The sequence below is a fragment of the Kribbella sp. NPDC031520 genome, from assembly GCF_055580825.1.
This window is the reverse complement of the sequence record NZ_JBVIKS010000004.1, coordinates 698,373-722,901: the sequence shown is the minus strand read 5'-3', so window position 1 is coordinate 722,901 and position 24,529 is coordinate 698,373. Positions and strand designations below refer to the sequence as shown.

Here is a 24,529-nt window from a genome sequence, read left to right as displayed (position 1 = left end):
ACGGAGGTCAACGGGTCCGGCTCCGGAGATATTGTTCGACGGATATCAAACAGTGGCGTAGGGTGGACGGCATGTCGTCACCCCGCCGGTCGGTCGTCGCACTCGCGTTGATCGCCTCGTTCATGGTCTTCGTCGACGGCACGATCGTGAACGTCACGCTCGCCCAGCTCGCCACCCATCTGAACGCGTCCCGTGCCGAGCTCGAGTGGTCGCTGAACGCGTACACGCTGTCGTTCGCCGCGCTGATGCTCGGCGCCGGCGCGATCGCCGACACCCTCGGCGCGAAGCGCGCGTTCCTGACCGGGTTGCTGGTGTTCACACTGTCGTCGGCGGTGTGTGCGGCGGCCACCTCGATGCTGATGCTGAACCTCGCGCGGCTCGTCCAGGGCGCGGGATCCGCGCTGCTGCTGCCGAGCGCGCTCGTCCTCGCGACGGCGTCCGCGACCGACGAGCACGCGCGGCACCGCCTGGTCAGCTGGTGGGCCGCCGCCGGTGGGGCCGGGATGGCAGCCGGTCCGTTGCTCGGCGGCGGGCTGGTCGCGCTGGCGAACTGGCGTGCCGTGTTCGCGGTCAACGTGGTGATCGGCGTCCCGGCCGCGATCTGGGCGTGGCGGACGATGCCGGCCGTCTCGAGGGGTTCGCGACGGCTGGACGTTGCCGGGATGGGTACGGCGACGGCGTTCATCGGTGGGCTGGTGTTCGCGTTGATCGAGGCGCCGGTACGCGGCGGGCTCGATCCGGCGATCCTCGGGGCGGCGGCGCTGGCTGCCGTCGGGCTGGTGAGTTTCGTCTGGGTGGAGCGCTCGGTACGGTCGCCGTTGCTGCCTCCGGGCCTGTACGCCGATCGCGGGTTCGCGGCCGCGGCGATCCAGGGGTCGTTGCTCAATTTCGCCTTCTACGGCGTACTTTTCTCGATGAGTCTCCTGCTGCAGCAGGGCCGTCACCTGACTGCACTGACGACCGGGTTGCTGTTCCTGCCGTTGACCGGGCTGATCTCGATCGCCAACATCGGCTCTGCCCCACTCGCCCGCCGGCTGGGACGTCCCGCCCTACTCGCCATCGGTCAGGCGGTGATCACCGTCGCCATGCTCGGGCTGGCGTGGGCGAGCACGTCGTCGGCCGTGTGGCCGATGGTGCTGGCGCTGATCCCGATCGGCTTCAGCTCCGGCCTACTGGTACCGACGATGACCGCTCAGTCGATCTCCGCCGTCGAGCCGGCGCTGCACGGTGCCGCCTCGGCTGCCTTCAACACCTCCCGCCAGATCGGCGGAGCGATCGGGGTCGCCACCTTCGGTCCGCTGCTCGGCACGGCCCACGACCTTGCCGCCGGCTTCGTGACGTGTGCGATCGTCGCAGCCGCCGCGAGCCTCGTCGGCTTGGCCGTGACAGCACTCGGCCGCCGCGCGGAACCCGTACGCTCGACCGCATGACGAGTACGCCCGGCCGCACACGTTTCCTGATCCGCGACGGTTACGCGTACTACCGGGGTCCGGTCGCCGGCGCGAGTCGTCACCGGCACGCGGCGTACCAGCTCGCGATCGGTGCCGGCGTCACGATGCTCGACGACGCCGGGGTCGAACACCGCGGTCCGGCACTCGTCGTACCGCCATGACGCGGCACCGCCTCCTCCCGTGCGACGACCTACTCACCTACTTCATCGAACCCCAGTCGGCGTTCGCTGACCGGTTCCGGGGCTACACCGGCATCACGGCCGTGGACGCACCGCCCGAGATCGAGGCGGCGGATGAGGCCTCCGGGTCGCGGGTGGTGGATGCCCGGTTGGTGACAGCCATGGAACTGGTGGTGGTGGAGCCGGGATTGGCGATGGGTGAGGTGGCGGCTCGGGTCGGGTTGTCGGGGCAGCGCTTGCGGGCGGTGGCTCGGGAGGGGTTGGGGATGCCGCTGGCCCGATGGCGGGTCTGGGCGCGGCTGCGGCGGGCGGCGGAGGAACTGGCTACGGGGTGTCCGTTGGCGGAGGCCGCGGTGGTGGCCGGGTTTGCCGATCAGGCTCACCTGAGTCGCTGGATGCGCGAGATGATGGGCCTCACCCCACGGGAGGTTCTCCCGGCTCTCCGCGGTACGCCGTCAGAACCGAGATCGACCCGGTGACCGTCGGGACCACGTGCACCTCGCGAACCTCCGAGAACCCGGCGGCCGCGATCAACTCCGGCAGGATCCCGTCCGCGTTCGGCTGGGTGTCCTCGCGCCCGTCCACCAACTGCACGATCCGGAACGCCGTCCGCATCGCCCACGTCCGCTGCAACCCGTAGTCCGCGATCACCAGCCGCCCACCAGGCCGCAGTACGTCGTACATGGCCGCCAGAATCCCTCGCTTCACCGCCACCGGGCACTGGTGCAACACCAGAGTCGACACCACCACATCGGCCACCCCCGCCCCGACCACCGTCACCAACTCATCCCCGAACCCCTCCCGCCACTCGACTCCACTCGCCGCAGCTTTGTGCCGGGCTCGTGCCAGGATCTGGGGGTCGGGATCTACGCCGATGACTCGGGCGGCGGGTGCCGAAGCATGGAGGAGGAGAGCAAGGGTGCCGGTGCCGCAGCCGACGTCGACGGCGGTTTCGCCCGCACGCACGCCGGCCAAGCGGACTACCTGGGTGCGCCAGAGGTGTTCGCGGAGGATCGTGGCGGCCAGGTCGAACAAGCGCGCGGGGAGGAAGCGGCCCAGGGCCGGAGTGAACGCGTTTTCAGGCATGCAGGTAGCTTTCCTCGCAGGCCGGTGGCGTGGCTTGAAGAAATCGCTCGCAACCCGGCGGGCGGGTCGCGGCGGCTTGTTGGTGGAGAGGGGGGCGAGTGGCGCAGCGGAAGAGGCGGTTGGGTGTGACCGTCGCGCTGACGCTTGCCTGCGTGCTCGTCTGCGCCGTCGCGTTCGCCGGCGCGGTCCGCGTACTGATGCCAGGTCCCCGGGACCGCAGTACGACGGTCGCCGCCACCGGCTCCCCCACGCCGAGCGTGACGCCCAAAGCACCAACGCCGACCCCGACCGTCCCGGAGTCCACCGACGAGCCGCTCCCTGGAGTCGACACGCCGGCGACTCCCCCGCCGTCGACTCCGGTCGCCAACACCGGTACCTACGAGTGCCCCGGCTACAGCGGCATCCAGGTACCGCTGCCGATGCTGATGAGCGACACCTTCGCCTGGGGCGACGACCCGCCGTACAAGGTCGGCAACGGCCACGGCGACGTCAACTGGCGCTCGAACCCGTACGAGAAGCCCAGCTGGTACATGTGGCTGCACTCGCTCCGGTGGCTCGGTACAGGCATCGAGGCCGGCGCACGCGGCGACCGTAAGGCGCTCACGCACGTGATGGCGATCATCCACGACTGGGTCCAGGACAACCCGTACAGCTGGAAGGGTGACGTCGGCGCGTGGGAGGCGACGATGCACCGCACCAACGTGCTGCTCTGCGCCCGCCAGGCCGTCCTCACCGGCCTGCAGGTCACCAAGCTGCCCACGCAGTACGCCTGGCTCGACAAGGCACTCGTCGACCATGCGCAGTTCATGATCGTGAACTGGAGCGGCGAATCGAACCACGGCACCGACGAGAGCATCGCGCTGTTCGGTGTCGGCTGCACCCTCAAGCGCCCCGAGCTGAAGACGCTCGCCGTCAACCGTCTCACCGAGGCGATCACGACCGCGATCGATCCGCAGGGGTCGACCAACGAGCAGTCGGTCGGGTACGCGATGTTCAACTACCTCCTGTGGGGCCGCGCGACGACCGCTCTGCAGCGCTGCGGCTCCAGCCCCGGCACGGTGATCGCCCAGCGACGAGCGGCTCTGTCCGAATGGCTCGCGCTCGCCACCAAGTCCACCGGCGAGCTCCAGCAGGTCGGCGACGCCGTACGCCAGAAGCCGACCGGTGCGGCCGGGACAGCGCTGGACTACGTCGCCTCGCTCGGCAAGCACGGTACGGAACCGGGGAAGCGCGTCGCGGTGTTCGACGCCGGCTACATCTTCGGCCGCACCGGCTGGGGTGAGACGCGGCCGTTCGCGCAGGAGTCGACGTACAGCATCCGGTACGGCGCCGCGCGCACGCTGCACGGCCATGACGACCACACGTCGATCACGTACTCGTCCCACGGCCACGACATCCTGATCGACCCGGGCCACTCCGGCTACCAACTCGACAAGTGGCAGGCGTGGTCGAAGAGCGCCGCCGCGCACAACGTGATGACGATCCCGTCCGCAGACACCGCGTCCGTCGAGACCCGGCTGACCCGCGCATCGATCACCCCGACCTGGGAGTCGTACTCGCTGGCCGACTCCCCCGCGCCCGGTATCACCCGCAAGCGCGACGTACTCGTCCTGAAGGACCCGGACCTGATCGTCACGCTCGACCGCGGACAGGCGACGAGTACCCAACGCTACGAGACCCTCTGGCACCTCGCACCCGGCCAGAAAGTGGCCGTCCAGTCACCGACCTCGGCGATCGCGACGAGCCGCGGCGCGAAGACGTACCTGCTCCAGCTCCCGTACCAACAGCAACCGGCCAAGGACGGCATCACCGTCGTCGAGGGCCGGCAGGACCCGGTACAGGGCTGGTACTACCCCGACATCTTCCACCGCGAGCCGGCCCCGGTCGTCAAGTTCAACCGCAACGCAACCGACGCGACCATCCTGTCCGCCATCGTCCCGACCGCCCCCACCGAAGCAGTCACCTACAAGACCCGGACAGTCGCCGGCATGTACTTCGTCGACCTGACCGTAGGCGCCCGCAAAACCACGATCCGCATCACCCAAGACGGCCGCCTCACCCGCATCAGCTGAGTTTGGGTCGACGCAGACCGGTTACCAGGCACGCGTGGGTATTGCGCTCGCGCTGGCTTCCGCGCTGTGTTTCGGTCTGTCGGACTTCACGGCCGGCCTCGCCGCCCGTCGGTTGCACAGCGTAGTGGTCGTGCTGGTCGGGCAGCTGTGTGGCGTTCTCCTCGGCACCGTGCTCGCGCTGTTCGTCGCCGCTCCAGGCCTCACCAGCGCGGCGCTCGGGTGGGGCGCCCTCTCCGGGATCGGTACCGGGCTCGGCGCCGCATTCCTGATCCAGGCGATGAAGGTCGGCCGGTTCAGCCTCGTCGTACCGCTGAGTGATGTCGCTGGTGTCGCGATCCCCGTGGTGATCGGCGTGGCGTTCCTGCACGACCGGCTCGGCTGGTGGGCCTGGGCGGGTTTCGTGATCGCCGTACCCGCGATCTGGCTGATCACCAGCGGGCGCGGCTCCCGGACCGCGCCGACCGCGGGCGCCGGCTGGGCCTTGCTGTCCGGCGCCGCTTTCGCCTTGCAGTACGTCGCTCTGTCCCGCGCCGACGCGGCCGCCGGATTGTGGCCGCTGGCAATGAACTGTCTCGTCGCCGTGCTCACGGTCGCACCTGTCGCCGTCCGTCGGGAACGGCTGCGGATGAGCGGCCGTACGGCGCTGCTCGCGATCGGATCCGGGGTCCTCAGCACGTCCGCGATCGCCGCGTTCATGCTCGCCAGCCGGGCCCAAGCGCTCTCGGTCGCGGTCGTACTGACCTCGCTCTACCCCGCCGTCACCGTGCTGCTCGGCCTCACGGTCCTGCGCGAGCGTCTGACCGCCCGCCAGGCAGTCGGTCTGGTCTGTGCCGCCGCGACCGTTCTACTCGTTTCGCTCTGATCGGACCATACTCGACACCAGCGGGATGATCCGCGGGGCGGCCGACCGCACCCCCCTTGCCGGCCGCGGGTGTCACAGGCTGAGGGGCTGTCCTGTCTTCACTGTGGACTCGAATCTTCGGAAGGACATCAATGAGTACGCATCCTGCGGCGCGGGATCATTGTTTGAGTTTGGTGCGAAGCGCGGACCATCCGATCGGCGATGCGCGGTACGGGCGGATGTTTCCAGGCTCGAGCCGCTCGCCGTGGACCCGCACGTGTTGATGCAGGCCGGGGCAGCCGGTGGGATCTGTGACGGGGAGGTGCCGAGCGGCGACGCGACCGAGGCCGCCGGCTGGCCGTTCTTCGGGCAGTTGCTCGCGCATGACACCACGGCGGACCGGTCGCCGATCGGAGTGCACACCGCCGAACTGCGGAACGCCAGATCGCCGCGGCTCAACCTGGAGATGCTGTACGCCGACGGTCCGATCGGTACGCCGTACCTGTACGACGTGGACGATCCGGCGAAGTTCCTCCTGAACGGTGACGACGTACCGCGCAATCCGCAAGGCGTCGCGCTGATCGGCGATCCGCGAAACGACGTGCACCTGTTCTCGCTGACGCTGCATGTCGGATTGTTGACAGCACACAATCGGATTGTCGACTGGCTGCGCGCGAGCGGTATCCCCGAGGACGAGGTGTTCGAGCGGGCGCGGATCACGCTGACCTGGCACTACCAATGGGTCGTCGTCCACGACTTCCTGCCTCGGCTGGTCGGGCGGACGCTGGTGGACGAGGTGCTGAAGGACGGCGGGAAGTGGTTCGCGCCGGAGCCGTTGCGGGCGTTCATCCCGCTGGAGTTCGCGGACGCGGCGTACCGGTACGGGCACGGACAGATCCGGCACACGTACCGGCTGGTCGCGGGCGGACCGGAGTACCCGCTGTTCCCGGACCTGGCCGGCTTCGGGCCGATGCGGAAGCGGCTCGAGCTGACGCAGATCTTCGACGTACCCGGGCATCCGCCGGCCCAACGTGCGAAGCGGCTGGACGGGCGGCTGCCCGCGAGCCTGATCGGGCTGCCCGAGCAGGTCACCGGCGCGGTCGACGAGGCGGCGTACAAGTCACTGGCCGTCCGGGATCTGCTGCGCGGCGACACGACCGGGCTGCCGAGTGGTGAGCAGGTCGCGGCGCTGCTCGGCGTACCGCCGCTTGCCGACGGCAACTGGCCGGGCGGTACGCCGTTGTGGTTCTACGTTCTGAAGGAGTCCGACGGCGACCGCCTCGGCCCGGTCGGCGGGCGGATCGTGGCCGAAGTGCTCATCGGCCTGCTCCGGGCGGATCCGGCCAGTCAGCTCAGCCTCGAGCCGGACTGGCAGCCGACCCTGCCCTTCGACGGTGCGGCGTTCGGCCTGACCGACCTGCTCATTCCGGGCGGGTCGCGCTGAGCGTGCGGGCCTTGGCCTCGGTCTGGAACGCCTCACGGGGGCTCTGGACGGAAGCGAGCGACACGATGTCGCGGCCGTAGAAGAAGGACACGACCCAGATCGCCAGCACGCGCATCTTCCGGTCCCACGTCGGCACCGCGAGCACGTGGTACCCGCGGTGCATCAGCCACGCGAGCAGACCCTTGATCACGATGCGCTTGTACTGGAAGATCCCGGACCCGAGGCCGAGCGTCGCAATCACACCCAGGCTGTGGTGCACGTAGTTCTTCGGTTCCTTCCCGCGCAGCGACCGGAGCAGGTTCTTCGCCAGCACCTTCCCCTGCCGTACGGCGTTCTGCGCGTTCGGCACGGTGTACCCGGTACCGGTCGCGAGGTCCGGCACCGCCGCGTCGTCACCGGCCGCCCAGGCGTCCGGGATCACCTCGGTGTCCGTACCGATCCGCAGGTCGGCCCGCACCTGGACCATCCCACGTTCGTTGTGCGGGAGGTCGGTGTGGTTGCGCAGCAGCCGGGTGGCCGCGTTGCCGGCGGTCCAGACGATCAGCTCCGAGTCGTACTCGGACCCGTCGGACAGTACGACGTGACCGTCGTCGGCGGACTCCATCGTGGTGTTCAGGTGTACGACCGCGCCGCGCTTCTCCAGCAGCTTCACGACCCAGTCGCCCGGTTTGTCGCTCACCTCGGGCAGGATCCGCCCGGACGCCTCGACCAGGTGGAACGAGAGGTCGCTCTCGGACAGCTCCGGGTACTTCTTCAGCAGCGCCCGCGCCAGCGACAACAGCTCCGCGAACCCTTCCACGCCGGAGAACCCGCCGCCGACGAACGTGACCGTGAGCAGCTTCCGCCGCTGCGTCCCCGGCTCCAGCCCGGCCGCCTCGTCGAACGCGGTGAACAGCCGGTCCCGGATCGCGACGGCCTCCTCGACGTGCTTCATCCCGATCGCGCGCTCCGCAACCCCCGGTACGTCGAAGGTCCGCGTCACCGCGCCCGCGGTCACCGCGATCACGTCGTACGTCATCGGGTACTCGTCGCCCGACGACGCACGGATCGTGACGGTCCGGTCCGCGTGCGAGATCCCGGTCACCCGCCCGGCCACGAGCTTCGTGTGCCGCAGGTTCCGCCGCAGCGAGACGGCCGCGTGCCGCGCCTCGACCGAACCGGCGACCACCTCGGGCAGGAACGGCTGGTACGTCATGTAGGGCCGCGGGTCGACCACGACCACCTCGGCCTCACCGCGCCGCAACTTCTTCTCCAGCCGCCACGCCGTGTAGAACCCTGCGTACCCGCCACCCACCACCAAGATCCTGCACACCAGACTCTCCGTCCGTCGTCCTCAGTGAGGTAGACAACTGACTGCGGCTCCCTGTGACATTCCTAGAGCATTCCGATCACAAGCGCCAACGGTGACCAGGTGGTGTGTGCCCGGCGGGTCACAGCGCGGGCTCTCAGGCGGGGTTCCGGGTCGTGGAGGGCACGCAGCGAGACGCCGGTCGTCTTCGGGTAGGACGCGAGCATCAGGGCGACGCCGAGGCCGGCGATGATCATGTCCTGAACGAGGGCCAGGCTGTCCGCGCGGTGCGTGACCCGGGGTTCGAACCCGGCCAGCCCGGCGATGGTCCGGAGCACCCGCTCGTCGGCGTCGTTGCGGGAGTTGACGATCCAGTCGCCGTCGGCGAACGCGGAGACGACGTCGACCGCCGAACCGCGGGTACGGCGGGAATGGGACGGCACCGCCAGGGCCCAGGTCGACTCCCACAACGGTCGCGACTCGAGCGCCGGGTCGAGTACGGCGGGCGCGAGGTTGTAGTCGTACGTCAGCGCGAGGTCGACCTGGTCGCGCTCGAGCATCGCCAGCGCGTCGGGCGGTTCCTGTTCCTGGATCTCCACCCGGACCGCCGGCGGCAATCGCGGTACGAGGGGCAGCAACGTGTCGCGGATCGCCGTGTGGAAGGCGGCGATCCGGACCGTACCGGCGGGCTCCGCGGACGGGTCGAGGTCGGCGCGGGCCGCTTCGTGCGCAGCCAGGATGTGGACGGCGTGACCGGCCAGCCGGCGGCCCGCCGGCGTGAGGCGGACGCGCCGGCCGTCGGGCTCGATCAGCGGCAGGCCTGCCTCCTTGGCGAGCGCGGCGATCTGTTGCGAGACCGTCGACGTGGTGACGCCGAACGTTTCCGAGACCGCACGCATCGAGCCGAGCCGCGAGAGCGCGAGCAGGAGTTCGAGGCGTCGTACGTCCATTCAGCAATCATGAACGATTCGTCCAGGATTCTCACGTGGACGCAAACGAATGAGCGAGCTTCACTGGAGGACATGCGCACACGGGACACCGGGATCGCCTTCGCGGTTCTGTCGATGACGATGGTCCAGCTGGGGCTGGCGGCTTCGGTCGGGCTGTTCGATCGGATCGGGCCGGAGGGCGCCGCCTGGCTGCGACTGGCGTGTGCGGGGCTGATCGTGCTCGTACTCTTCCGTCCGCGGCCGAGCTCGTTCGACCGGAGCTCGTTCCTGGCCGCGGTGGGCCTCGGCATCGCGACCGCGGGCGTCACGTTGCTGTTCATGGCCGCCGCAGCGCGGTTGCCGCTCGGTACAGCGAGCGCGCTGGAGTTCCTCGGTCCGCTGACGGTCGCCGTACTGCGGAGTCGCGGTCGGCTGATCTGGCCGGCGCTGGCGTTCGCCGGCGTACTGCTCCTGACGCAGCCGTGGCACGGCACGGTGAACGGCGTGGGCGTGTTGTTCGCGCTCGGTGCAGCCGCGTGCTGGGCGGCGTACATCGTCCTGACTCAGCACGTGGGCAGCAGCGTCACCGGTCTGCAGGGTATGGGTGTCTCGCTCCCGGTCGCCGCCGTCGTGGCCACGGCCGTCGCCGGACCGGCGACGATCCCGGTCATGACCTGGCAGCTGGTCGCGATCGGGTTCGGGCTCGCGCTGTTGCTTCCGGTGATCCCGTTCAGCCTCGAGTACCTCGCGCTACGCCGCCTGGACGCGGGCGTCTTCGGCACGCTGATGAGCCTCGAGCCCGCGCTGGCCCTGCTGATCGGCTGGCTACTGCTCAGCCAGTCCCCCGGCCTCCTCCAGCTCGCCGGCATCGGCTGCGTGGTCGCCGCAGGCACCGGCGCCGAACGCGCGGCCGTACGTCCCGTGGCGCCGGCTCAAGCGACGGACGCCCGGGCTTGCGCGACCTCCTGACCGCGGAGCGTCTCCGGGTAGCGGGCGAGCATGGCGCGCAGTTCCGAGGCGTCGACGTTGGCGCCGAACGGTTCGGTGCCGGGCTCGAGACGCTTGCCCTCGGCAAGCAGACCGGCGACGACCGGATCGAACCCCAGGGCATCGACCAACGCCGCGACCTGCTCCGCATCGGCAGGCGCACCGGCGAGAGCGATCGCCTTGCGGTCCGGTGCGCCGGCCGGGCGGGGTCCTTCGTCCAGGTCGTGGTAGCCCATGTGATTGAAGGCCTTCACGACCCGCGACTCCGGGAGGTACTCCTGCACGATCTCCGACGACGACGTCCGCGGGTCGGTGAGGTCGTCGCGGATCCCGTCGATCTCCCACCAGTAGTTCATCGCGTCCACGACCAGCTTCCCGCGCAGCGCGTCCACCGGGATCGTCCGGTACTTCCCGAGCGGCAGCGCCAGGATCACCACGTCGGCCCCAGCAGCCTCCTCCGCGGTCACCGCCACCGCGCCGGGCGTCACGACCTCCACGATCAACGCGATCTTCGAGACGTCACCGGACCCGGCGATCAGTACCTCGTACCCGGCCGCGACCGCGAGCCGGGCAAGTACCGTCCCGACTTTCCCGGCCCCCAGAATCCCGACAGTCGTCACTTCGACTCCGCCAGGATCTCGCGGACCAGCGGGACGACCTTGGTCCCGTACAGCTCGACCGCCTTCATCCGGGCGCTCACCGGCAGCGGGCCGCCGGAGTAGATCAGGTCGAACCGCTTCACGCCGAGCGCCTGCACCGCGCCGGCGATTCGCTTCGCCACCGTCTCCGGCGACCCGACGTACATCGACCCGTGCAGCACCTCGGACTCGAACTCCTCGCGCTTCAGCGGCGGCCAGCCGCGGAGTGCGCCGATCCGGTCGCGCATCACCTTGTACGGCGCGTAGTAGATCTCCTTCGCCTGCTCGTCGGTCTCCGCGACGAACCCCGGCGAGTGCATCCCGACCGGGTGCGCGACCGTACCGAACTCCTGCGCCGCCCGCTGGTACAGGTCGACGTACGGCGCGAACCGCTCCGGCGAGCCGCCGATGATCGCGAGCATCAACGGCAGCCCGTAGTACGCCGTACGGACGACCGACTGCGGCGACCCGCCGACGCCGACCCACGTGGTCAGCCGGCCGGACTCGGTCTTCGGGTAGACGTCGGCGTTGTCGAGCGCGGCCCGCACCGTGCCTTCCCAGGTCACCGGCTTCTCGTCGAGCAGCTGCACGAACAGCTGCAGCTTCTCCTCGAACAGCTTGTCGTAGTCGGCCAGGTCGTACCCGAACAGCGGGAACGACTCGGTGAACGAGCCGCGCCCGAGGATCACCTCGGCGCGGCCGTTCGACAGCGCGTCCACGGTCGAGAACCGCTGGAACACCCGCACCGGGTCGTCCGAGCTCAGCACCGTCACGCCGGAGCCGAGCTTGATGTTCGACGTCCTGGTCGCGATCCCGGCCAGCACCGTCTCCGGCGTCGAGATCGAGAACTCGGCCCGGTGGTGCTCCCCGAGCGCGATCGCGTCGACACCGATCTGGTCGGCCAGCACCGCCTCGTCCACCACCTGCCGGATCGCCGCGGCCGCGGTCACCGGCGCACCGCTGTCGTCGACCGGAATATCGCCGAAGGTATCCAGCCCAAAGGCCACGTCGGCCATCTCTGCACGCTCCTGTTCACTCACCACAGCGAAAGTCTAGGTTGACATGTCAACACCAGACCCGCCGGGGTTCATTCCCAGTGCCGCAGCTTGTCCGGGTTCAGCACGATCCAGACCGTGGAGACCTTCGGGCCGGTGACCTTCAGACTCATCACCGCGACCACGCGATCGACGGAACGCAGTACGACGCCCGGCCGGCCGTTGACGGCCTCGACCGTCAACGCCATCTCGGGGCGCAACAGGTCGGTCAGGCACCGGGCGACCTGCGCCGGACCGTGGACCGGCTCCAACTCCGCCGCCACCTGCCCGCCGCCGTCGCTGACCGCTGTCACCTCTGCCGCGAGCAAGCTCCGGATCGCCCCACTGCTGCCGGCCCGGCACGCGGTGGCGAACCGGTGGACGACGGCATGATCACCCCTGAACACAGGCACCTCCCCGCTCAGGCGATCGCGGTGAGCTTGGCCGGGTTCATCTGCCACAGCACCTCGTCGATCCCATCGGCCGACGCGGTGACGGTACAGACCGCGAACACGTCGCCGCCGTCGCGCCGGAGCATCGCCACGGCGCGGCCGTTCGCCGTACCGAACTCGACCTCGACGCCGACCCAGAAGTGCTGGTGGAAGGCCCGGTAGAACTTCGCCACGCGCTCGTACCCGACCACCGGGAACTTCGACACCTGCCGCGCCCCGTTGCCGTCGGAGTAGCTGATCGCGTCCGTCGCCAGCAGCTCCTGGAGCGCGCCGACGTCACCCGCCCTGGCAGCCGCGATGAATGCCGTCAGCAACTTCTGCTGCTGCGATCCGGTCACCTCGGTACGGCGTTCCGCGCGGATCCGCTTCCGTGCCCGGCTGACCAGCTGCCGTACGGCGGGCTCGGTCGACTGCAGCACGGTCGCCAGCTCGCCGTACGGGTAGTCGAACGCCTCGCGCAGGATGTACGCCGCTCGCTCGGTCGGCGTGAGCCGCTCGAGCACGAGCAGCACCGCGAAACTCAGCGCCTCCCCGTGCTCGGCACCGAGGTACGGGTCGGCGCTGGTGTCGACCGGCTCCGGCAGCCACGGACCGATGTACGTCTCCCGGCGAGCGCGCGCGGACTGGCTCGCGTTGATCGCGAGCCTGGTCACCGCCGTCGACAGGTACGCCACCGGGCTCTGGACCGTACTGCGGTCGGTGGCCTGCCAGCGCAGCCACACCTCCTGGACCAGGTCCTCGGCCTCGGCGTGGCTGCCCAGCATCCGGTACGCGATCCCCATCAGGCGCGGCCGCACCTGGTGGAAGATCGCCACCGCGTCATCGAGGTTGTCAGTCATCACTGGGACGATACGACTCCAGCGCCTCGACCGCGCCGTGCAGACTGTTCAGGTCCGCAGACTCGGCCTCGGCCTCGTACGGGTCGAGGAGCCATTCGGCCGGCGACTCCTCCTCGGGCGAGGTGGCCGAGGCGTCCAGCTGGAGGTCGGCCTGGACCTCGACGTCCAGCGCGCGCAGGAACTCGGATTCGTTCGTCATTGCGCCGCGTACCAGTCGTCGTAGTGCAGCTCGCCCAGCGTGGCCTCGCCGATCGGGACCAGGCTGCGCTCGGTGAGCTCGGAGCCGAAGTACTTCGCGTGTACGTCGGTCACCACCTCGCGGGTGTCGCCGCGCTGCGCGAGCGCCTTCCGGAAGAACTCGTCCATCCGGTACTCGTCCGGCCCGGCGATGTCGATCCGCGCGTTCAGCGGCTCGCCGACGGCAACCCGGCCAAGGTTCTTCGCGACGTCCTCGGCCGCGATCGGCGCCCACGCGACCGGCGCGATGTGCACCTTGCCGTCGTCCCAGGTGCCCTCGTCGGCGATCGCCGCGACGAACTCCATGAACTGCGTCGCGTGCACCAACGAGTACGGGATCCCGGACGCCTTGATCAGCTCCTCCTGCGCGATCTTCGCCGCGAAGTAGTGGTTGTCGGCGAGCCGCTCGGTGCCGACGATCGAGATGCCGACGTGGTGCCGCACCCCGGCCGCGTCCTCGGCCTGCAACACGTTCGCGGTCGAGGTCTTGAAGAACTCCATCACCGGCCCGGCCTCGAACGACGGCGAGTTGGCCACGTCGACCACCACGTCGGCGCCCTTCAGCACGTCCGCCAGCCCCTCGCCGGTGATCGTGTCGACGCCGGTGCTCGGCGCCGCCGGCACCGCCTCGTGCCCGTGCTCGGTGAGCTTCGCCACCAGCTTCGTACCGATCAGACCGGTGCCGCCGATCACGACGATCCTCATCACAGCTCTCCTTCGCTCGATGTGCGCTGTCACAGGTAAGACAGGGCAGCCCGGCAAGTTGTGACGAGGTCGGCGCTTCGCGGCCTGGGAGGCTAGGCGGTGAGCGCGGCGAGATTCTTCAACGTCGCCCGGATGACGTCCACGATCGGTACGTCGTCCGGCGCGGTGATCCAGCGCTCGAACGAGACCCGGAACACCGCGACCCCGGTCTCGGCCGCCAGTGCGGCGACGTCCGGCGCGACACCACGCTCGAGCAGGCCCTGACCGAGTGCCCTGGTCAGCTTGGCCATCTTGATCAGCTCGCGCTCCAGCAGCTCCGGGGTCGAGGTGATCACCGCGGCGCGCCGGCGGGAGTAGTCGCGGCGGATGTCGCCGAAGAAATCGGCCGACGCGAGCACCGCGATCGTGATCGCCTCCATCGGCGTCGCGTCCGCCGGCGCGGCCGCGAGCGCGGCAACCATCGTCTGCTGGAGCACCTCGGAGCCCGCGAACAGTACTTCACGCTTGTCCGCGAAGTGCCGGAAGAACGTCCGCGCGGTGACTCCGGCCCGGTCGGCGATCTCGGCGACGGTCGTGCCGTCGTACCCGCGCTCGGCGTACAGCGCCATCGCGGCCTCCCGCAGCCGTCCGGCCGCGTCCGGTTCCCACCGTCCCATGGGGTCGATCCTAGCCGATGTCATCAAGTGACATCAGGGTGTAGCATCGCTGATGTCAGTCAATGACATCATTCGGAAGGAATCTCTGATGCGCATCTTCATCACCGGAGCATCCGGACACGTCGGCTCGGCGCTGGTCCCGGAGCTCCTGCACAACGGTCACCAGGTGCTCGGCCTGGCCCGCTCCGACGAGTCGGCGCGGCGGCTCACCGACTGGGGCGCCGAAGTCGTTCGCGGCGACCTGCACGACCTCGACCGGCTGCGCGCGGCGGCCGGCGCCGCGGACGGCGTCGTCCACCTCGCGTTCCGGCACGACGCGATGATGGCCGGTGACATGGCCGCCGCCGCGGAGTCGGACCTCGCCGCCCTGCAGGCGATCGGCGACGTACTGGCCGGCACCGACAAGCCTCTGGTCAGTACGTCGGGCACCGGCATGCTCGCCGGCGTCGTCCACGACCGGGTCGCGACCGAGGAAGACTTCGACCCGAACGGCGGCTACCGCATCGACGCCGAGAACTTCGTCGTCGACCTGGCCGGCAAGGGCGTCCGCTCGTCGGTACTCCGGCTGCCGCCGATCACCCACAGCCGTCTCGACCATCACGGCTTCGCGCCCGCGCTGATCTCGTTCGCCCGTACGAACGGCTTCTCGGCGTACGTCGACGGCGGGACGAACCGCTGGTCGGCGGTGCACACGCTCGACGCGGCCCGGCTCTACCGGCTCGCGTTGGAGTCCGCGCCCGCGGGGAGCCGGCTGCACGCCATTCAGGACGTGGGTATCGAGCTCCGCGTCATCGCCGAGGCGATCGGTCGCGGCACCGGCCTGCCGGTCCGTTCGGTCAGTGCGGAGGAGGCACCGCAGTACCTCGGATTCCTCAGCCGGTTCGTGACGATGGACATCCCGACGTCCGCGGTCCGGACGAGTGAGCTGCTCGACTGGCAGCCCACCCACCCGGACCTGCTCGCCGACCTCGCGGAAGGCTTTTACTTCAAGGAGGTCTAGACCTTCAGGACCGGCGCGATCGTCTTCGACCTCGAGCCCTCGTACGCCGCGAGCAGGATGCCGAGAACGGCGATCCCCTCCTCCTCGGTGTGCAGCGGCCGCTGCTGACCGTCGAGCGAGTCGGCGAAGTGCCCGATCTCGGCGACGAACGTGTCGACCGGCTCGAACTCGAAGGTCTCGGTCTCGCCGGAGCGCAGGTGGTACGAGAGCGTCGTACCGTCGCTGGTCAGTGAGCCCAGCTCGCCGACGGCGGAGAACCGCTCGGTGGACGCGGCCGGCTCGTACGCCCAGCTGGTCATAAGCTGTCCGACGACTCCGTTGTCGAACCTGATCAGGACCTGCGCGGAGTCCTCGCCCTCCATGAACTTCAACCGGTGCGTGGAGAGCATCGCGGTCGCCTCGACCGGCATGCCGCCGGCCAGGTGCAGCATCAGATAGGTGGGGTGGTACCCGGTGTCAATGAGCTCGCCGCCACCACTCGTCTTGCTGCTCGCCCGCCAGCCCATCGAGCCCGGGTCGAAGTCGTTGTAGAAGCTGTCGGTCGTCCGTACTTCGTAGACGGTGCCGATCGTGCCGGCCTGCAACAGCTCCCGGGCCTTGGCGACCGCCGGCATGAACAGCTGGTTGTGCGCACACAACAGCGTCACGCCGTTCTCGGTCACCGCCTTGCGGACGTCCGCTGCCTCCTCCGCGGACAGGCACAGCGGCTTCTCGCAGAGGATGTGCTTGCCCGCCTCGGCTGCGGCGACGATCGCGTCGCGGTGCAGGTAGTGCGGCAGACAGATGTCGACCGCGTCCAGTTCCTCGTTCGCGAGCATCTCGTTGTAGTCGGTGTACGCCGCCGCGTCCAGTTCCTCGCCGCGCTTCTTCGCAGTCTCCTCGACCGCATCCGCGACCGCGGTGACACCGATCCGGTCGGCATGCTGTTTGTAGCCCTCGATGTGCGCGGACGCGATCCCACCCGCCCCGATCAACCCAACCTTGATCATCTGCTTCTCCCCGATCAGCTGTAGGAAATCACTCGGTTGGATTCGGCCGCCGTATTCGCCGCCACCACCAGGCGGGTCAACTCGACTGCACGCGCGATGTTGTCGTCGGCCCGCGTGTTGTCGTTGATGTGATCGACCCACTGCGCGAACGCGTCCGGCGAGTCTTCAGGTACGTCGACCTGCTCGCCGTTCACCAGGAGCACGTTCCCCGCATCCGTGTACGTCAGCGTCCCGTCGGTCCCGAACAGCTCGATCGTGAACGGGTTGTTGCTCGCGAACCCTGCCTCGATCACCCCGATTCGCTGGTCGCCGTACCCGGCCACCACGACAGCGTTGTCTTCCAGACCGCGCCCGGCGACCGAGCGGTACGTCGCACTCACGGTCTCCGGTTGTGCGCCGAGGAAGAGCTGGGTCAGGTACACCGGGTGGCAGCCGAGGTCGGTGAGCGCGCCGCCGATCGCGGCCTTCGGCTCGAAGAACCGCTGCGGTAGCCAGCCCTCCTTGCCGTCGCGCCCGATCGCGCCGTCGTGCGAGAGGCGGACCCGGCCGTAGGTCAGCGTGCCGAGCGTGCCTTTGTCGAGTACTTCGCGGATCGCGGTCGTGTAACCGTGGTACAGCCGCGGCAGCGAGACGATCAGCTTCACCCCGGCCGCGTCGGTGGCGGCGACGATCTCCTCGGCCTCGGCGACCGTCGGCGCGAGCACCTTCTCGGTGAAGATGTGCTTGCCTGCCCGGGCCGCCTGCACCATCACGTCACGATGTACGTCGGTCGGCGTCGTGATCACCACGCCGTCGAGCTCGTCGCGCGCCAGTAGGGCGTCCAGGTCGTCGACGTACTCCACGCCGAACCGTTCGGCGCCTTCGCGGCCGCGCTCGGCGTCGTCGTCCCAGACGGCCACCAACTCCGTTCCGGGGTGTGCCTGGGCCTGTTTCGAGTAGTCGCCGGCATGGACGTGCCAGAAGCTGAGCGTCGCGATCTTCAGTGGATTGGACACGCTGGTCCTCCTCAGTGGAGCCTGCGGAAACGTTTCTGATCGACCGTCGGCAGATCACGGTACAACGTTGTCAGGAGTCCGCAACAGAGGTGTTCCCGGGCCGTTCACACGCTGAGACCCGTGCGCAATCCGAGTGCTTATAGTTATCCAGGAGTCCTGGATTACGGAGAGGAGTGCCGCGATGTCCGAACAGCCGGTCGGCGGGGATCTGTCGCGGCTGCGCCAGCTGAACGCGGTCTCCGTACTGCGGGAACTGCGCGGAGATCAGCCACTGACGCTGACGGAGCTGTCGAAACGCACAGGTCTGTCGCGCGCTTCCACCGAAGACGTCGCCCGCGACCTCCTCGGCCGCGGGTGGCTGGCTGAGGTGGCACCGGCGTCGGGCTCGGTGGGCCGGCCCGCCCGCCGCTACCGCTTCAACGCCGGCGCCGGCCGCCTCCTCGGCGTCGACGTAGGCGGCCACAAGATCCTCGCGCTGGTCACCGACCTGGACGGCGAGGTCCTCCACCAGGCTCGAGTCGACGTACCCGCCAACGCCGGCCGCCGCGAACGCCTGGCAGCCCTCGACCAGTGCGTCATCACAGCCCTCACCGCCACCGGCATCCAGCCACGCGCAACCACCGGTAGGGCCGCCGTGGGGGCGGGTGGTGGGGCTGCTCAGATCTGGGCGACGGGGGTTGCTACCACCGGGCTCGTGGACGGGGCCGGGAAGGTGATGTTGTCGGATTCGGTGCCGGAGTGGACCGGGGTGGACCTGACGGCTCACGTACGACGGCTGGTGCCGGGGCCGGTGCGCGTCGAGAACGACTGCAAGCTCGCAGCGCTCGCAGAAACGTGGCGCGGAGTTGCGCGCTACGCGAAGGATGTCGTCTTCCTGCTCGCCGGACTGCGCACCGGCGCCGGTTTGATCATCGACGGCAAACTCCACCGCGGCTTCGCCAATTGGTCCGGCGAAATCGGCGCCCTCCCGGCAGTTGGCTGGCAGGATGCCCCCACCCACCTCCACACCTGGCTGACCAACAACCCACCCACACCGGCAGCCAGTGGGTTTGAGCAGGTGTTTGTTGCTGCTCGGGCGGGTGATGAGAGTGCGGCGGCGGCTGTGGAGCGGTATGTGAAGGACCTTGCGATCGGCACGTCTGCGTTGGTGCTGACGCTGGACCCGCAGTTGGTGGTGATCGGGGGTGGGTTCTCGCGGTCGGCGGACGTGCTGGTGGAGCCGTTGCGGCGGGAGCTGGATCGGTGGTGCCTCCGGACGCCGGAGATCCGGGTGTCGGCGTTGGCGGACGAAGGAGTGGCGCTGGGCGCTGTCCGGTTGGCGCTGGACGAGGTGCAGGCGACCATCACCAACGGGCTCAGACCTTGACATAATTTCCCTGGACTCCATGATTATCTCATCGCTCCTGCACCCGCTCGCTGTCAGCTAGGAGATCCTCATGAGACGGCTCGTCACAGCCCTCACAGCCATCGCTCTGCTGCTACCGGCTCAAGCAGCCATGGCCCACGACGCAGCACCCGGCACAACCGTCACCTACACGACGAACGACGAGGTGATCGCCAACCAGGAGCGCGGCTTCTACCACCACGCCGAGACGCACTACTACGCCGACAACTCCGGCTACGTCCCGCTGAACGTCACCACCCTGCGGAACTTCCGTACCCAGGAGCACATCACCCAGATCCTCCGGCTGTTCTACCTGGAGAAGTTCGCCAAGCAGGACGTGATCGACAAGCACTACCTCGACCTGATGCAGGCCGACTTCAACACGGCCCGCGCCGCGGGCGTGAAGATGATCGTCCGGTTCGCCTACGCGCTCCCCGGCGACGGCTGGCCGCCCCCGACGCCGTACGGGGACGCGCCGGTCTCCCGGGTGGTCAAGCAGATCAAGCAGCTCACGCCGATCCTGCGAGCGAACGCCGACATGATCGCGGTCGTCCAGTCCGGGTTCGTCGGCCTCTGGGGTGAGGGCTACTACACCGACTACTTCTCGAACCCGGCCGACCCGAGCCAGGTCTCCGACCAGAACTGGGCCGACCGCAAGGCCGTGATCGACGCGCTGCTCCAGGCGCTGCCGAAGGACAAGATGGTCCAGGTACGGACGCCGTACATGAAGCAACGGATGTACGGCGTACCGACCGGGACCGCGGGTGGTCTCACCGCGGAGCAGGCGTACGACGGGTCGGCCGTCGCGCGGATCGGGCAACACAACGACTGCTTCCTGGCCAGCCCGGACGACTACGGGACGTACCTGAGCGACCCGATCGAGCTGGACAAGGATTTCGTTGCCCAGGACACCAATTACGTGCCGGAGGGTGGCGAGACGTGTGGCGTGAACCCGCCGCGGTCGGAGTGGCCGTCGGCATCGGCCGAGATGGCGCGGCTGCACTTCTCGTTCCTGAACATCGAGTACCACCCGGATGTGCTGGCCAGTTGGGGTTCGAACATCGAGATCGCCAAGCAGAAGCTCGGCTACCGGTTCGCGCTCACACAATCCACTGTGTCGACACAACGTGACACGGTGAAGGTCAACGTGCAGCTCCGGAACGACGGGTGGGCAGCGCCTTACAACCCTCGGCAGGTGCAGCTGATCTTCCAGAACAGCAGGCACACCTTCAAGTACGACGTCCCCGCCGATCCCCGCCGCTGGAGCGCCGGTGCCCTGACAACCTTGAACTGGGCAGTGCAAGCTCCCCCAGTACCGGGAACCTACAAGGTGCTGCTCAACATCGCCGATCCGAAGCTGCAGTCGCAGGCAAAACTGCCAGGCTCCGCCGAGACCTACAACGCCGTTTATGCACTGAGGTTGGCCAACAACGGAACCTGGCAGCCGACCACCGGCTACAACGATCTACAGCAAACCGTGACCATCAGATAGCGATTCGGTGTAGAAGGCACTGATCTTGGCGACCGCAGGCGTCACGTATTCCTTCCGGTCGTAGAGATCGACGTGGCTGGCGCCGTCGATCCAGGTGAACTCCTTCGGTCCACTCGCCCGCTGGAACGCCTCGACGCTCATCCAGGAGGTGACCGCGTCCCGGCCCGCGATCATCAACAGCGGGCGGTCGACCACCTGGAAGGCGTCGAAGGCGGCGATGCGATCGACGCTGACCCACGGCAGGCACTTGGTCGAGCGCTCGTGCTGCCCGCGGGGCGTGCAGTAGTACTCCCAGCCCTCGTACACGTGCTGCCCACCGGCCCGCGCCGCTTCCTCGGTCGCGGGGAACAGGTCGAACGCCTGTACGCCGGCCCCGCGCGCCTCCGCCGTACGAGCAGCCGCCGCGGCCGCGAGCAGACCCGCGAAGACGGACGGGTCCTGCGTCCCATCGGCACCGAGACGGAACTGGCGCGCGATGTCGACCGCGCTGACCGTCGCGAGCGCCTTGATCCGCGGATCGGTGGCCGTGGCGACCAGCCCGTACCCGCCGGACGCACAGATGCCCAGGGCACCGATCCGGTCCGGGTCGACGATCTCGGTACGGGTGGTCAGGTAGGAGACCGCCGCCTTCAGGTCCTCGACCCGCTGCGCCGGATCCTCCAGCCCACGCGGCAGCCCGTCACTCTCCCCCTGGTACGCCGCGTCGAACGCCAGCGCCACGAATCCCTGCTCGGCCAGGAGCCGCGCATACAGCCCCGCGGCCTGCTCCTTCACACCGGTTCCCGGGTGACCGACCACGATCCCCGGCCGCGGGCCGTCGGCTTCTGGAAGGTAGAGCTGTCCGGCGATCTTCAGACCGCCGCTGACGAAGTTCACGTTGGTTTGCATGTCTCCAAGCTCGCCTCCGGGCAGGCTGTGTTCCAGGGAGAGTCCTGCGTATGCAAGCCAGTACCAGGCACAGCCGGCGCCAACCCAGCACACTGGAACCATGAACAACGAGCTCGGCGAATTCCTCCGGTCCCGGCGCGCGGCTCTCGAGCCCGCCCAGGCGGGACTGCCGGACGACGGGCGGATGCGGCGGGTGCCGGGGCTGCGCCGGGAGGAGCTCGCGCAGCTCGCACACGTCAGCGTGGACTACATCGTCCGCCTCGAACAGGGCCGCACCCGCCGCGTCTCGCGCCCGGTCCTCGACGCCCTGGCGGACGCGCTGCAGCTCGCGCCCGACGAACGCTCGTACCTGTTCACCGTCGCCGATGTCGCCCCGGCCTCCACGCGCCGTCCGGTCCAGCCCGAGGTCGCCCCGCAGCTGCAGCAACTCCTCGACCGGATGCACGACGTACCGGCCATGGTCCTGCACCGCGGCATGGCCGTCCTCGCGTGGAACCCCGGCGCCGCCGCCCTCCTCACGGACTTCGGCGCGCTACCTCCCGAACACCGCAACCTGATCCGGCTGACGTTCCTCGACGAGCACGTACGGGCGCTGTACGACGACTGGGCCCGGGCCGCCCGCGAATGCGTCGCCGTACTCCGGATGGAGGCCGGCCGCACCCCGAACGACCCCGGGATCAACTCGCTGGTCGGCGAACTGAGCGTCCAGGACCCGGACTTCCGGAACTGGTGGGCCACCCATCAAGTCCGTGGCCCACGGCAACTGACGAAGACCTACAACCACCCGGCCGCCGGCCGGCTGACCCTCGACGTACAGCAGTTCACCGTTGACACCCACCCGGAACAACTGCTGGTCGCCTACACAGCCGAACCCGGCACCCCGTCGTACGACGGCCTCCAGTTCCTCCTGCAGTGGACGAGCGTGAGCCCGGTCACCTGACCACGTCGCGGGTGATGCCGGCGGCGGAGTAGGCGTCGGCCTCGTCGAGGGTTTCGTGTTCGAGGAGTTGTTCGGCGATCGAGTCGAGTTTCGGGCGGTTCTCGCGGAGCAGGCGGCGGGCGTCGGCGTAGCACTGCTCGATGAGCCGCCGTACCTCCTCGTCGACCGTGTTCAGCAGCTCGTCCGACACGCCCGCCATCCGGGCGTCGCCCTCGGCGGGAAGGACCGACACCGGGCCGATCGCCTCGGACATGCCCCAGCGGCCGACCATCGAGCGGGCGATCCGGGTCGCGGTCTCCAGGTCGCTCTCCGCCCCGGTGGTGACGACGCCGAGGATCTCCTGCTCGGCCGCCATCCCGCCGAGCGCGCCGATGATCCGGCCGCGGAGGTAGTCCACGTCGTACCCGTACCGGTCCGTCTCCGGTGTCGACAGCGTCACGCCGAGCGCCCGGCCGCGCGGGATGATCGACACCTTCCGGACCGGGTCGGCGCCCTTCTGGATCATGCCGAGCAGGGCGTGCCCGCCCTCGTGGTACGCCGTCCGCCGGCGCTCCTCCTGCGGCATCACGACGTTGCGCGCCGTACCGAGCTGGACCTTCTCGAGCGCGTCGGTCAGGTCCCGCATGGTGATCTGCGACTCGCCCTGCCGGGCCGCCGCGAGGGCCGCCTCGTTCAGCAGGTTGGCGAGGTCCGCGCCGGTCATGCCCGGCGTGGACCGCGACATCGCGGCCAGGTCGGCGTCCGGTGCCAGCGGCTTTCCACGGGCGTGCACCTTCAGGATCGCCTCGCGACCCGGCTGGTCGGGCGCGTGCACCGTGATCGTCCGGTCGAAGCGTCCCGGGCGGAGCAGGGCCGGATCGAGGACGTCGGCACGGTTCGTGGCGGCCAGCACCACGACGCCTTCGGTGCCGGAGAAGCCGTCCATCTCGGTGAGGATCTGGTTCAGCGTCTGCTCACCCTCGTCGTGCCCGCTCACCGAACGCGCACCGCCGCGGGCCGGCCGATGGTGTCGATCTCGTCGATGAAGATGATCGCCGGCGCCACCTTCCGCGCCTCGCCGAACAGCTCCCGCACCCGGCTCGCGCCGACCCCCACGATCATCTCGATGAACTCCGAGGCGCTGGCGGAGAAGAACGGTACTCCGGCCTCACCCGCGGTCGCCCGCGCCAGCAGCGTCTTACCCGTACCAGGTGCGCCGGCCAGTAGTACGCCCTTCGGCGCCCGCGCGCCGAGCCGCCGGTACTTGTCCGGATCCTTCAGGTAGTCGACGACCTCCTCGATCTCCGCCTCGACCTCGTCGATCCCGGCCACGTCCGCGAATGTGACCCGGACCGTACTCGGGTCGACCGGCTTCTTCTGCTGCCCACCGCCGCCGAGCAGCCCGCCGATACCACCGATGCCGCCACCGGCCCGGCTGCGCCGGAACAGCCAGAAGTAGAAGGCCGCGATCAGGATGAACGGGCCGAGCGAGATCAGCAGGTTCCACAGCACCCCGCGCTGCGCAACCACCGGCGTGGCCCGAACGGTGGCGCCGCCCTTCTGCAGGTCGCCGTACAGGTTGTCGTTCGCGAACGTCGGCCGCTCGGTGGTGAACTTCGTGTACGTCGACCCGCTCTTGCCCGGGATGTCCGCCGCCTGCTTCAGGCGCCCCTCGATCGTGTCGCCGCGGGAGAAGATCTCGGCGACGTTCTGCTTCTGCACCTGCGTGGTGAAGTCCGTGTACGCGATCGTCTGCTCGGCACCGGACATCTGGTCCTGTGCCGTGGTGAGCAGGAACAGCACGAGGTAGCCGCCGATGATCCACGCCGCCCACTTCCACCAGCGCGGCCGCGGCGGCTTGTCGTCGTCCCCGTGCCCGGCCGGCAGGCCCTCTGTCCGCCATGGCTTGTGCGGCGGTCGCTGCGACCCGTTGCTCTTCCGGTCGCTGTTCTGGTCCGCACCGCTCGGGTCGGAGGCCTGGTCCTTGGCCGGCGGTTCCTTCTCGCTCATGCAGCAAACATAGG

Annotated in this window: 26 protein-coding genes; 11 read left to right on the top strand and 15 right to left on the bottom strand. The window is 69.2% G+C overall.

Annotated features, from left to right (window positions below):
• Positions 1-71 precede the first annotated feature (71 nt).
• Genes ACZ5BU_RS24180 through ACZ5BU_RS24170 form a run of 3 tightly spaced genes read left to right on the top strand, consistent with a single transcriptional unit; the run spans position 72 to position 2,109 of the window.
• Complete coding sequence (locus ACZ5BU_RS24180) at positions 72-1,430, top strand: MFS transporter (RefSeq protein WP_465702324.1); 1,359 nt, start codon at positions 72-74, stop codon at positions 1,428-1,430.
• Entirely contained in the window at positions 1,427-1,612 is a 186-nt protein-coding gene (locus ACZ5BU_RS24175; RefSeq protein WP_465702322.1) for a hypothetical protein, read from the top strand. The genes ACZ5BU_RS24180 and ACZ5BU_RS24175 overlap by 4 nt, the downstream gene beginning before the upstream one ends.
• Positions 1,609-2,109, top strand: a complete 501-nt coding sequence (locus ACZ5BU_RS24170) for a helix-turn-helix domain-containing protein (RefSeq protein ID WP_465702321.1) — start codon at positions 1,609-1,611, stop codon at positions 2,107-2,109. The genes ACZ5BU_RS24175 and ACZ5BU_RS24170 overlap by 4 nt, the downstream gene beginning before the upstream one ends.
• Here ACZ5BU_RS24170 and ACZ5BU_RS24165 read toward each other — a convergent pair.
• The gene (locus ACZ5BU_RS24165) at positions 2,045-2,716 is read right to left on the bottom strand and encodes a class I SAM-dependent methyltransferase (RefSeq protein ID WP_465702319.1); all 672 of its coding nucleotides are present in this window, start codon (positions 2,714-2,716) and stop codon (positions 2,045-2,047) included. The genes ACZ5BU_RS24170 and ACZ5BU_RS24165 overlap by 65 nt on opposite strands.
• 125 nt (positions 2,717-2,841) lie before the next feature.
• Between ACZ5BU_RS24165 and ACZ5BU_RS24160 the strand changes: the two genes are divergently transcribed.
• From ACZ5BU_RS24160 to ACZ5BU_RS24150, 3 genes are all read left to right on the top strand, one after another.
• Positions 2,842-4,788: a heparinase II/III domain-containing protein gene (locus ACZ5BU_RS24160; protein ID WP_465702318.1), complete on the top strand. Its 1,947-nt coding sequence runs from the start codon at positions 2,842-2,844 to the stop codon at positions 4,786-4,788.
• Positions 4,789-4,822: 34 nt separating this feature from the next.
• Positions 4,823-5,650 carry an EamA family transporter gene (locus ACZ5BU_RS24155; RefSeq protein WP_465702317.1) on the top strand — a complete coding sequence of 276 codons (828 nt, stop codon included), beginning with the start codon at positions 4,823-4,825 and terminating at the stop codon, positions 5,648-5,650.
• Positions 5,651-5,894: 244 nt separating this feature from the next.
• Entirely contained in the window at positions 5,895-7,073 is a 1,179-nt protein-coding gene (locus ACZ5BU_RS24150; protein ID WP_465702315.1) for a peroxidase family protein, read from the top strand.
• On the opposite strand, the gene ACZ5BU_RS24145 is transcribed toward ACZ5BU_RS24150, so the two are convergent.
• Complete coding sequence (locus ACZ5BU_RS24145; protein WP_465702314.1) at positions 7,051-8,385, bottom strand: NAD(P)/FAD-dependent oxidoreductase; 1,335 nt, start codon at positions 8,383-8,385, stop codon at positions 7,051-7,053. The genes ACZ5BU_RS24150 and ACZ5BU_RS24145 overlap by 23 nt on opposite strands.
• Positions 8,386-8,447: 62 nt before the next feature.
• The gene (locus ACZ5BU_RS24140) at positions 8,448-9,311 is read right to left on the bottom strand and encodes a LysR family transcriptional regulator (protein WP_465702313.1); all 864 of its coding nucleotides are present in this window, start codon (positions 9,309-9,311) and stop codon (positions 8,448-8,450) included.
• Positions 9,312-9,383: 72 nt separating this feature from the next.
• Between ACZ5BU_RS24140 and ACZ5BU_RS24135 the strand changes: the two genes are divergently transcribed.
• Positions 9,384-10,259 (top strand): EamA family transporter, encoded by an 876-nt coding sequence (locus ACZ5BU_RS24135; RefSeq protein WP_465702312.1) that lies wholly within the window; start codon positions 9,384-9,386, stop codon positions 10,257-10,259.
• Here ACZ5BU_RS24135 and ACZ5BU_RS24130 read toward each other — a convergent pair.
• The 7 genes from ACZ5BU_RS24130 to ACZ5BU_RS24100 form a co-directional block, all read right to left on the bottom strand.
• Positions 10,223-10,897, bottom strand: coding sequence for an NADPH-dependent F420 reductase (locus ACZ5BU_RS24130; protein WP_465702310.1), 675 nt, complete (start codon positions 10,895-10,897; stop codon positions 10,223-10,225). The two genes, ACZ5BU_RS24135 and ACZ5BU_RS24130, sit on opposite strands and share 37 nt — an antisense overlap.
• On the bottom strand, positions 10,894-11,958 hold the full coding sequence (locus tag ACZ5BU_RS24125; RefSeq protein WP_465702309.1) for an LLM class flavin-dependent oxidoreductase: 1,065 nt from the start codon (positions 11,956-11,958) through the stop codon (positions 10,894-10,896). The genes ACZ5BU_RS24130 and ACZ5BU_RS24125 overlap by 4 nt, the downstream gene beginning before the upstream one ends.
• Before the next feature lie 44 nt (positions 11,959-12,002).
• Entirely contained in the window at positions 12,003-12,356 is a 354-nt protein-coding gene (locus tag ACZ5BU_RS24120; RefSeq protein ID WP_465702308.1) for a sigma-70 family RNA polymerase sigma factor family protein, read from the bottom strand.
• A 14-nt stretch (positions 12,357-12,370) separates the two neighbouring features.
• The gene (gene sigJ / locus ACZ5BU_RS24115; RefSeq protein WP_465702307.1) at positions 12,371-13,240 is read right to left on the bottom strand and encodes an RNA polymerase sigma factor SigJ; all 870 of its coding nucleotides are present in this window, start codon (positions 13,238-13,240) and stop codon (positions 12,371-12,373) included.
• Positions 13,233-13,439: a hypothetical protein gene (locus ACZ5BU_RS24110; protein ID WP_465702305.1), complete on the bottom strand. Its 207-nt coding sequence runs from the start codon at positions 13,437-13,439 to the stop codon at positions 13,233-13,235. Before ACZ5BU_RS24110 ends, sigJ begins: the two co-directional genes overlap by 8 nt.
• Positions 13,436-14,182 carry an SDR family oxidoreductase gene (locus ACZ5BU_RS24105; RefSeq protein WP_465702304.1) on the bottom strand — a complete coding sequence of 249 codons (747 nt, stop codon included), beginning with the start codon at positions 14,180-14,182 and terminating at the stop codon, positions 13,436-13,438. Before ACZ5BU_RS24105 ends, ACZ5BU_RS24110 begins: the two co-directional genes overlap by 4 nt.
• Before the next feature lie 92 nt (positions 14,183-14,274).
• Positions 14,275-14,838: a TetR/AcrR family transcriptional regulator gene (locus tag ACZ5BU_RS24100; protein ID WP_465702303.1), complete on the bottom strand. Its 564-nt coding sequence runs from the start codon at positions 14,836-14,838 to the stop codon at positions 14,275-14,277.
• Between the two features lie 88 nt (positions 14,839-14,926).
• On the opposite strand from ACZ5BU_RS24100, the gene ACZ5BU_RS24095 reads away from it, so the two are divergent.
• Positions 14,927-15,838, top strand: a complete 912-nt coding sequence (locus tag ACZ5BU_RS24095; protein WP_465702302.1) for an SDR family oxidoreductase — start codon at positions 14,927-14,929, stop codon at positions 15,836-15,838.
• Here the strand turns inward: ACZ5BU_RS24095 and ACZ5BU_RS24090 are convergent.
• A complete protein-coding gene (locus ACZ5BU_RS24090; protein WP_465702300.1) occupies positions 15,835-16,827 on the bottom strand; it encodes a Gfo/Idh/MocA family protein in 993 nt (330 codons plus the stop codon). The genes ACZ5BU_RS24095 and ACZ5BU_RS24090 overlap by 4 nt on opposite strands.
• A gap of 14 nt (positions 16,828-16,841) precedes the next feature.
• Positions 16,842-17,822 (bottom strand): Gfo/Idh/MocA family protein, encoded by a 981-nt coding sequence (locus ACZ5BU_RS24085; protein ID WP_465702298.1) that lies wholly within the window; start codon positions 17,820-17,822, stop codon positions 16,842-16,844.
• Positions 17,823-18,003: 181 nt separating this feature from the next.
• Between ACZ5BU_RS24085 and ACZ5BU_RS24080 the strand changes: the two genes are divergently transcribed.
• Both ACZ5BU_RS24080 and ACZ5BU_RS24075 read left to right on the top strand, forming a co-directional pair.
• Entirely contained in the window at positions 18,004-19,188 is a 1,185-nt protein-coding gene (locus ACZ5BU_RS24080) for an ROK family protein (RefSeq protein ID WP_465702297.1), read from the top strand.
• Positions 19,189-19,258: 70 nt separating this feature from the next.
• Complete coding sequence (locus tag ACZ5BU_RS24075; protein WP_465702296.1) at positions 19,259-20,698, top strand: DUF4832 domain-containing protein; 1,440 nt, start codon at positions 19,259-19,261, stop codon at positions 20,696-20,698.
• On the opposite strand, the gene ACZ5BU_RS24070 is transcribed toward ACZ5BU_RS24075, so the two are convergent.
• Complete coding sequence (locus ACZ5BU_RS24070; protein WP_465702294.1) at positions 20,672-21,586, bottom strand: alpha/beta hydrolase; 915 nt, start codon at positions 21,584-21,586, stop codon at positions 20,672-20,674. The two genes, ACZ5BU_RS24075 and ACZ5BU_RS24070, sit on opposite strands and share 27 nt — an antisense overlap.
• A gap of 100 nt (positions 21,587-21,686) precedes the next feature.
• Between ACZ5BU_RS24070 and ACZ5BU_RS24065 the strand changes: the two genes are divergently transcribed.
• Positions 21,687-22,526: a helix-turn-helix transcriptional regulator gene (locus ACZ5BU_RS24065; protein WP_465702293.1), complete on the top strand. Its 840-nt coding sequence runs from the start codon at positions 21,687-21,689 to the stop codon at positions 22,524-22,526.
• Here ACZ5BU_RS24065 and ACZ5BU_RS24060 read toward each other — a convergent pair.
• Both ACZ5BU_RS24060 and ACZ5BU_RS24055 read right to left on the bottom strand, forming a co-directional pair.
• Positions 22,519-23,502 (bottom strand): AAA family ATPase, encoded by a 984-nt coding sequence (locus ACZ5BU_RS24060; protein ID WP_465702292.1) that lies wholly within the window; start codon positions 23,500-23,502, stop codon positions 22,519-22,521. The genes ACZ5BU_RS24065 and ACZ5BU_RS24060 overlap by 8 nt on opposite strands.
• On the bottom strand, positions 23,499-24,515 hold the full coding sequence (locus tag ACZ5BU_RS24055; RefSeq protein ID WP_465702290.1) for an ATP-dependent metallopeptidase FtsH/Yme1/Tma family protein: 1,017 nt from the start codon (positions 24,513-24,515) through the stop codon (positions 23,499-23,501). The genes ACZ5BU_RS24060 and ACZ5BU_RS24055 overlap by 4 nt, the downstream gene beginning before the upstream one ends.
• Between the last annotated feature and the right edge of the window lie 14 nt (positions 24,516-24,529).